The 7,868-nt window shown below is 61.6% G+C and carries 6 protein-coding genes and 2 pseudogenes; 4 read left to right on the top strand and 4 right to left on the bottom strand.

Annotated elements, in window-relative coordinates:
- Nucleotides 1-227: 227 nt before the first annotated feature.
- Nucleotides 228-653: a recombinase family protein gene (locus AC629_RS49570; protein ID WP_349531681.1), complete on the top strand. Its 426-nt coding sequence runs from the start codon at nt 228-230 to the stop codon at nt 651-653.
- Between the two features lie 790 nt (nt 654-1,443).
- On the opposite strand, the pseudogene AC629_RS50860 reads toward AC629_RS49570, so the two are convergent.
- Together AC629_RS50860 and AC629_RS42590 are read right to left on the bottom strand one after the other, a co-directional pair.
- Nucleotides 1,444-1,655 (bottom strand): annotated as a pseudogene (locus tag AC629_RS50860) (transposase); the annotation flags it as partial.
- 321 nt (nt 1,656-1,976) lie between these two features.
- Nucleotides 1,977-2,528, bottom strand: a complete 552-nt coding sequence (locus AC629_RS42590) for a hypothetical protein (RefSeq protein WP_084810598.1) — start codon at nt 2,526-2,528, stop codon at nt 1,977-1,979.
- A gap of 991 nt (nt 2,529-3,519) precedes the next feature.
- Here AC629_RS42590 and AC629_RS42585 point away from each other — a divergent pair.
- Nucleotides 3,520-4,063, top strand: a pseudogene (locus tag AC629_RS42585) (ATP-binding cassette domain-containing protein); the annotation flags it as partial.
- Between the two features lie 19 nt (nt 4,064-4,082).
- Here AC629_RS42585 and AC629_RS42580 read toward each other — a convergent pair.
- Nucleotides 4,083-5,096, bottom strand: coding sequence for a DUF2891 domain-containing protein (locus AC629_RS42580; protein ID WP_084810597.1), 1,014 nt, complete (start codon nt 5,094-5,096; stop codon nt 4,083-4,085).
- A complete protein-coding gene (locus AC629_RS42575; RefSeq protein ID WP_084810596.1) occupies nt 5,093-6,016 on the bottom strand; it encodes a hypothetical protein in 924 nt (307 codons plus the stop codon). Before AC629_RS42575 ends, AC629_RS42580 begins: the two co-directional genes overlap by 4 nt.
- Before the next feature lie 67 nt (nt 6,017-6,083).
- Between AC629_RS42575 and AC629_RS42570 the strand changes: the two genes are divergently transcribed.
- Together AC629_RS42570 and AC629_RS50855 are read left to right on the top strand one after the other, a co-directional pair.
- Entirely contained in the window at nt 6,084-7,016 is a 933-nt protein-coding gene (locus AC629_RS42570) for a LysR family transcriptional regulator (RefSeq protein WP_245332184.1), read from the top strand.
- Nucleotides 7,017-7,183: 167 nt separating this feature from the next.
- On the top strand, nt 7,184-7,252 hold the full coding sequence (locus AC629_RS50855) for a lyase family protein (protein ID WP_502693116.1): 69 nt from the start codon (nt 7,184-7,186) through the stop codon (nt 7,250-7,252).
- Nucleotides 7,253-7,868: the final 616 nt, after the last annotated feature.

The raw sequence follows: 7,868 nt of genomic DNA, 5'->3' as shown, positions 1-7,868 counted from the left end.
CGTCTGGGCAGGTTGGCATCTTCATCAACGGCTCGATCAGGCTCAACTTTACCGCGCCTGCTACGCACTCCTCACGATCACGGCCGTCAAGCTGCTCTGGGACGGGTTGAAAGGTTATCTCGGCTGAGGCAGTCCGCGTGGCCGCCGCGGTTCTCAACTCGACAACTTCGAGCGGCACTAATCACGACAGCTTTCGCCACTCTCCTCTCAGAGAACGAGTGTGACGAGTGGAGGCACAAGTGATCCGGCGTATCTTTCAGGAATACCTGGACGGTCGAACGCTTCGCGAAATCGCGCACGATCTCAACAAGGAGAGGGTATCACCTCCGCGAGGGCGCGCATGGAATGCCTCGACCATCAATGGCAATCTCGAGAGGGGTGCCGGCATTCTGCGGAACGAGCTTTATGTAGGGCGCCTCGTCTGGAACGAGGTCAGGATGGTGAAAGATCCCGACTCGGGAAAGCACCTATCACGACCGAATCCCAAGAGTGACTGGCAGGTTGCTGATGAGCCTCATCTTGCAATTGTCAGTCCAGAACTGTTCATAGCTGCTCAGCAATGCAAAGAGGAGCGCAGTCACACCCATCCCAGCCATCAACGCCGGCCTCGTCGGATGCTATCTGGCCTGCTCCGTTGCGGCTCATGTGGCTAGGGTATGGCAACCAATGGGCGGGACAAATCAGGGCGGGTTCGTATTCGCTGCTCGGCGGCGACGGAGAGTGGCACGTGTCCTGACGCCAAGACTTTCTATTTGGATACGGTCGAAAGTGCTGTCCCCAGCGGGCTAAAGGCCGCCAAAGGTTATTTCGGAATACATACGCACCTATCTCGATGAGGGGAAGCGCCTCGCAGCTACATCCCATGCAAGACGGCAGCGCCTTGAGCAGCGGTTTGGGCAATTAAACCGGGAAATCGAACGACTGGTGGATGCGATCGCAAAAGGACATGGCGATCCATCCGTTCTCGGACCGCGATCGAGTGCCTTAGACGCCGAACGAAAGCGGATGTCGGAGGAGTTGGAGAGCGAACTGCCCGCCCAGAAGGATGTCGCGCTGCGTCCGGCCATTCTCAAACGGTATGAGGAGCAACTCGGTCGGCTTTAAGAAGCACTGGGGAAAGGTGTCAGTGCGGGCGACGGAGAGGCCGCAGAAGCCATCAGAGACCTGGTAGAGACGGTCACTGTGTTCCGCGATCCGGGCGCCCCGGTGGTGCAGCCGTGGAGATAGCAGGCCGGCTAAACGCCCTGCTCAGGGAAAAGGCCTATCCAAACCAGGTCAAAGCAGTGTGGGGAAAGATGGTAACGGAGGTCCGCTACATCTTCAAATCCACTACGTCGGAAGCGCTGTTTCCTATCGGCGCGCAGCGTAGCCGCCTTCGCTACCCGTCTGTTGACCGTAAGTCAGGCGGGCCGCGAATGTACGAGCAAGTCTAAATGAGGGCGCGGACTCGTAACGCGTAGCCAGCCATAGTCTGATAGATGCGAGTTGAACTAAGGCAAGGTAGTTGGCGGCGAGCTTGTCGTAGCGCGTCGCCACCCGACGACATTGTTTGATCCTGTTGAAGAACCGTTCGACCTGATTGCGAGCACGATAGAGGTACGGGCCGAAGCAGATCGGATCGTTGCGATTGCTTTTCGGCGGATGTTGGCCCACGCCCAGCGGCCTTGATCAGGGGCCCCAAAGAGCCTCAGCTTGCAAAGAGTGCAATCAAGGATTGCGCACTCAGGATAGCCTGGCATGAACAGCTCTGCAAACGTACAAAAACAATAGCTTAGACATTTCATCACAGTCAGAAGAATCCTTGGAATGCAACCCTCGATTTTGCGAGTGAGCTGGTATCGTTGGCGCTCGATCGAGTTCATGCCGTCACGGCCATATCCCCATCGATTCAGCTTCGAGGTCATTTAAGATTTGGCCAACTATCGAGCGCCCCAAACCGCCAAAGAAAAAAGGCGCAGCCGATCCTCGTCACCTCTTCAGTTAAGCGCTTTTAGCGCGCACCGAAAATCGCCGTTCAAAACCTCGTCTGCCATGGCCCAGAAGATGATTCGGTTCCTTGGATCAATCTCTAGGATCATCGATGTCGTGTGGGCCTCGCCGTAGACTGCGAAGAATCCGTAGAATCGTGTGCCCGAAGCGGGTAAGCTGGTCCGAACGATGCTCGGCAGGACGTTTGTGCGACAGGCAGACAGGACCTTTTCGATCGCGGGTCGATCATACAATTTTTCAAGTTTCGGCGACAACAAGGACTGGATGGCCTGGACGTCGTCTGCGTTGTAGGCTCGCATCAGGACCTGCGAAACTTCGTAGAGATGCGGTCCGTCATTTTGTATGCGCTCGCCGGAGGAGACCGATGAAGCTCCAAGCAAAGCGGCGGGGCCGATCGTAGACGTCAGCCACATCAAGCGAGATAGCAATTTTCGGATGGTCGTGCTGCCGCCCGGATAGATCGAACGGAGTCCGTCGCGCTTCGTGAACAAGGTTAAATGCGCGCGACCTGTGAGGCTTACAGATAAGAACTTCCGCATGCCGTGATGTCCTCCAGCGTTTGCGTTTGGTATCATGCTCGTTCCGTCGTCTGAGGGGGCAACAACTGTCGGCGGACCGAAGCTGCTTCGCCGTAGCGGCCGAAGGCGGTGATTGCTTATGGCGCGATGCTCACATTTGCGCCAGGCTCAGAAAGAGCCGCGCCGGTCGACGCAACTGCGCTCGTCATCATGGCACATCCCTCGCGGTGTTGGTGGCCGTCGATATCGAGACTTGCCAGAATGTCGCGGAGCTCGCAAATTCGCCGAAACAGACGAAACTCGCTAAGTTTTGCTCCCGCTCGTCGCTCTGCTCAATCCGTACTTTGACCATCGAGTACCGAAGTCTTCAGTTTGCGTCATGCAGTTCAGAAAGTGAGAGTCGGTCGAGGCGCTCGAGTGTCCCATCGGCCGTCAATCTGCTTCGGGAAACGACTTTCGATCCGGTGCACTCGCTGCCGATGGATCGACCGTGACGGCGATCCTTTGTAGTTCGTCAAAAGCCGCCGTTTGCACGCAATCATCCCCGGACTTGGATGGTTCCCCAGTAAGTTAAAATCCTGGAGGCGCAACCACCGATACCGCCGGGCCGGAATAACGCACCGGCGAGGCGGCCGCGTGCCGCCAAATGATTGCAAAAGCCCCAGCACATTTCCGACAGCGGGTGCACGCTGAGGTCGCTGCAGTACTGGGGCTGCTGGTGGGGTCATGCGTCACCCATCCAAACCGCTACTCGACAAAGCGATGGCTGATAGAGCGGGCGCGATCGGTCTCGGGTTGCTTCCCATCGCCTTGGCGTTCGCTGCGATCCTCGTACCGTGATCGGAGGGTTGCCGTCTGGCCCGAGCGGATCCGAAGAGCTATGTCGGTGACGGCGGGACCGGGTGGCTGGCTGTGGCACCCACATCCTCGCCACCCAGTTCATGTCTTGATCTCAATGCTCGACAAGGCAAGCCGGCTGACGAGCTAAATCCGGTCAAGGACGATCGACGAACAAAACCCCTTCGCCTCGCTCGACCCGACCTGGAAGGTCGAGCAACTGATCCGCGAGCCGCTCGACCGGTTCAAGATCGGCACAAGCAGGGAACGCGACGAACGCGTGCACCAGGCCCTAGCCGACGTCGGACTCGGCGAGCACTTGCTCTCTCGCAGACCGGGATCCCTGTCAGTCGGCCAGCGGCAACGCGTGGCCATCGCCCGCGCGCTGGTGCTCAAGCCCGACGTGATCGTGCTAGACGAGCCCACCTCCGCGCTCGACGTCACCGTCCAGGCCGACATCGTCGAGGTGCTTACTCTCCCTGCAGGCCGACCTCGGCTTGACCTATGTGTTCGTCTCTCACGACCTGGCGCTGGTGCGCCAGCTCGCCCATACCGTCTCGGTGATGCACCGCGGACGCATCGTCGAACACGGCACCCTCACCGATATCTTCGACAATCCCCAGCAGCCCTATACGCGCTCGCTGCTGGCCTCGATCCCGTCAGGTGATACTGACGTCACACATGCGCCGCGACGTCGCCTGATCGTCGTTGCCGAATGATTGACACGGAGAGTACTGCTCATTCCGCGTCGTCGAGCGCGAGAACGGCGAAGCTCGCGAGCCAGTGCTCTCCCATGTAGTGAGTGGCGAGGTGTGGCAGGCCCGCAGCGAGATGCTCCTGCGCCGCCTCGTGAGCTATGGCGCGCCGCTTGTCGTCTGCCGGCAAGGCATCGCCGAGCGCACGCCAGCACCAGGAGCGGCTGAGATTGAGGCCGTCGAGATGAGCGATCTTGCCATCGGCGCGATCGCTGACCGACGCGGGCCGGAATAGCGTCGCCGGCTGCCGCTCGGACAATCGCGGCAAAAACCGGTCGAGCCAGGGCAGGAATGCATCTGACGGCAACAGGCGCCGCATGCACTCTGCCTCGATCAGCGCCGAGGACTGGAAATCGTCGCCGCTCGGCTCTCCCCAGGCCGCGCAATCGCGATCCTCGCTATACCAGCGCAGGCCGGTCTCGTGCAGCAGTTTTGCCAGCCCTTCGTCGTTTCTGTTCTCGGCGTAGTCGGCGGCCATGCGCAGGCCGAATGCGGTGTTGAAGTGGGTACCGACACGCACCGGATAGGTCGCACGCGGCAGGAAGTCGCGAAAGCGCTGCGCGATGACTTCGGCCAGCGGCGCGAGATTGCGGCTCCAACGGTCGTCGGATTGCAGTGCCAGCTCAGTCGCAAGCTTCAAAAGCCAGGCCCAGCCATAGGGCCTCTTGAAGCCGCGTGCCGTCGGACGGGCAAAATAAGCGCATTCGGCGGCGACCTTGTCGGGGACAAACTGCGCGTCGAATAGCGCACGGATGTCGGGCGCGGCTGCAAGATCCGGAAAGCGGCGCAGCAAACGCGCCAGCATCCAGTAACCGTGGACGCAGGAGTGCCAGTCGTAGCTGCCGTAGAAGATCGGGTGCAGCTGGCTCGGCGTGCGGGCATCCGCGGGTTCGGCGAGCGAATGGTCAAGGTTGTTGGGATATTCGCGCCTGACATGGCCGAGCGCGATGCCGGCAAAATTCGCGGCGTGCTCGCGGGTGAGACGGGACGTGGTCATGCGCTGGCCTTTCGTTTGTTGCGGCTGATCAGCGTCTCGATCAGGCGCGGCAGGATGTAGATCGGAAATTGCGTCGCGGCAAAGTACAGAGCCATGCGTGGCGAGGCGGCAGCGCCGAGCGCCGACCAGACCAGCCCGACATTACGATTGCCGAGGATGAGCCCAACCGTCAGGCGCTGGGCGAGAGTGCCCGGCAGCAACGCGGCCCCCCCAACTTGAAGGATGATATTACACGCGAACGCAAGCGCGAGGCAGAGCGTCGCGGCCGGAACATCGGCCGCGATCTGTATGCGAACGCCGGCCATGGTAGCGACCGCGAAGACAAGAAGCGCCGCAACAATAGTCCCATCAACCACGCCACCATGGGCCGCCAGCACCGGCGCTGCGTGCCGACGGAGCAGAAAGGCAATCCCCTCCGCGCTGCCGATCAACAGCATCAGCCGCAATGCGAGCTCGAGCGCACTGATCTCAAGCCCGCCGAACCAGCCGGCAAGCGCAGGTACGGTGATTGGCGCAAGCACCATGGACAATACCGTCACCACGAGCGGCACGGCGCCGTCGAGCCCGAGCATGCGCGCCACCGCGGCCGTGCCGCTCGACGGCGGCGCCGAGACCGCGAGCACGATCGAAAGCGCGAGCTCCGGCGCAAGGCCGAGCGCATGACCGGCAAGACCAATCGCCAGCGGACAAGCAATCATGACGACAGCCGGCAAGAGTACCGACAGCGACGGCTGCCGCAGCGCCGCGACGACGGCGTGACCATCGATGCGCAACAGCGTTCCGAGCACGATCACGAAGATGGTGACCGGCATTAGCGGGCGGGCCAAGTCCGCCAGGGCCGGGCACGCCAGCCCGAGCAGCACGCCCAACGCCAGCAATGTCGGTCCGCGCGGGATGAGGCGCAGGAGTGAGGATCGCATAGGCCTCGTCCAATCAGATCATCTCGCTCTAGAGCAGCTCGCGATATTGTTGAAATAGATTATTGCTATGACTATCATTGGCCAAATGAATTTGGCGTCCATCGATCTCAATCTCCTTGTCGCCTTCGAGGCGCTGATGGAGGAGCGCAACGTGACCCGCGCCGGCGAGCGCGTCGGCCTCGCCCAACCCTCCATGAGCAGCACGTTGACGCGGTTGCGTGTGCTGTTCGGCGACGATCTTTTCGTGCGCACGGCGTCCGGCATGCGACCAACAGCCAGGGCGCTGGCGCTGGTGCAACCGATCAGCGATGCGTTGGGGCAGATCAGGGGCGTGCTGGAGCCCGGGTCAGCGTTCGATCCTGCGAGTGCCCAGCGCCGCCTCGTCATCGGGGTGACCGACTATGGCGACCTGGTCGTCGTGCCGCCTCTGGTCGCGGCGCTGCGCCGCGAGGCGCCCGGAATCGATCTCGTGGTGCGCCCGATCATCGACGCCGCCACCAGCGTTGCAAGCCTCGAACACGGCGACGTCGACGCATTGATCGGCGGCTATCTTCCCGCCTCGACGCGCATCACGCGATGCATGCTGTTCGAAGAGAATTTCGTCTGCATCCGCGACGCCAGGCACGCCAAGCGGAAAGCCAGGCTGAGCAGAGACGACTACACGCGCCTTCCGCACGCGCTGTTTTCTTCAGCTGGAGGCGACGGGCACCCTGGCGCAATCGACACGATGCTCGCCCGGCATGGCCGCAAACGCCGGACCGCCATCACGCTCGCGCATGTTGTCGCGGTTCCGTTTGCGGTCGCCGGCACCGATCTCGTGGCGACGATGGCCGAACGCATCGCACGCCGGTTCGCCGCAACCGCGGGCGTGTCCATCGCTCCGGTTCCCTATGATGTGGAGGCCTTCACCATCGACCTGCTCCACACACGTCGCGCCGTGGCCGACCCGGCGCTGCGCTGGTTCATCGAGCTGGTCAATCGTACCTGCAAGAAACTCTGACCGGCCGCGGCCGCCCACGCCGGCATGATCATTCCACAAATGACCGTCGCGGCAGAAGAAACACTACGCCTCTTCAGCCGCGACAATATCGGAATATCGGCGGTCGTCTGACCCCCGTCGATGCGGTCTGAATCCAACGCAGGCCAGCCCTTGTCCGCAGGCGCCTTGTGCCAACCATGCAACCGGGCTCTTCCATCATGCCGGGGAAGGTCAATCCCGTGATTCCAGAATGGTGATCCTCGCGCCGCGGCGCTGCTCTCGCGTTTGCCGCTGGCCGCGTCTCCAATCAAAGCCGTCGCACGGTCTACCGGCGAGAAGCCGACGATTCACCTCGCTCTCGTCGCGGTCTGCCGCTTCCTCGGTCTGCCGCGCGGAAGTGCATTTCGGGCTGTTCGCGCTGGGGCGATCGGTTGGCTGGATCGCACATGCCCTCGAACAGCGGGCACACGGAAGCCCAATCCGACCGCATGCCGCGGTCCGACTCCGGATGCGTCGGCGCAGCGTAAGAAGTAATCAGCTGACCTTGTCAACATGACGATGCCGCCTCGCGAGGGAGCCATTCCGGTCGATCACTGCCGAGTGCGGGTGTTGGCCGGCTCCAATGACATGGCGTCTGCGACATCTGCAGGGCAGGGCCTAACGTCCTCAACAGACCGTAGCATGTCTCGGAGCAAACATAGTGCGCTTCAACTTCCGACTCGGTGAGGCGACCGGTTGCCCCCCGGAAATCGCTTAGCAGACCCTGTCGCTGAACGAACATGGCTGACTGGCAAAGCGAGACGTGCACTGAATAGCTGCCGCCTTCCCGCGCCCGTCGCGCCAGCGCCAGCATGACACCGTACGCTGCCAGAT

Source organism: Bradyrhizobium sp. NAS80.1 (assembly GCF_001908205.1).
Classification (GTDB): Bacteria; Pseudomonadota; Alphaproteobacteria; order Rhizobiales; family Xanthobacteraceae; genus Bradyrhizobium.
This window is presented reverse-complemented; position numbering and strand designations above follow the sequence as displayed.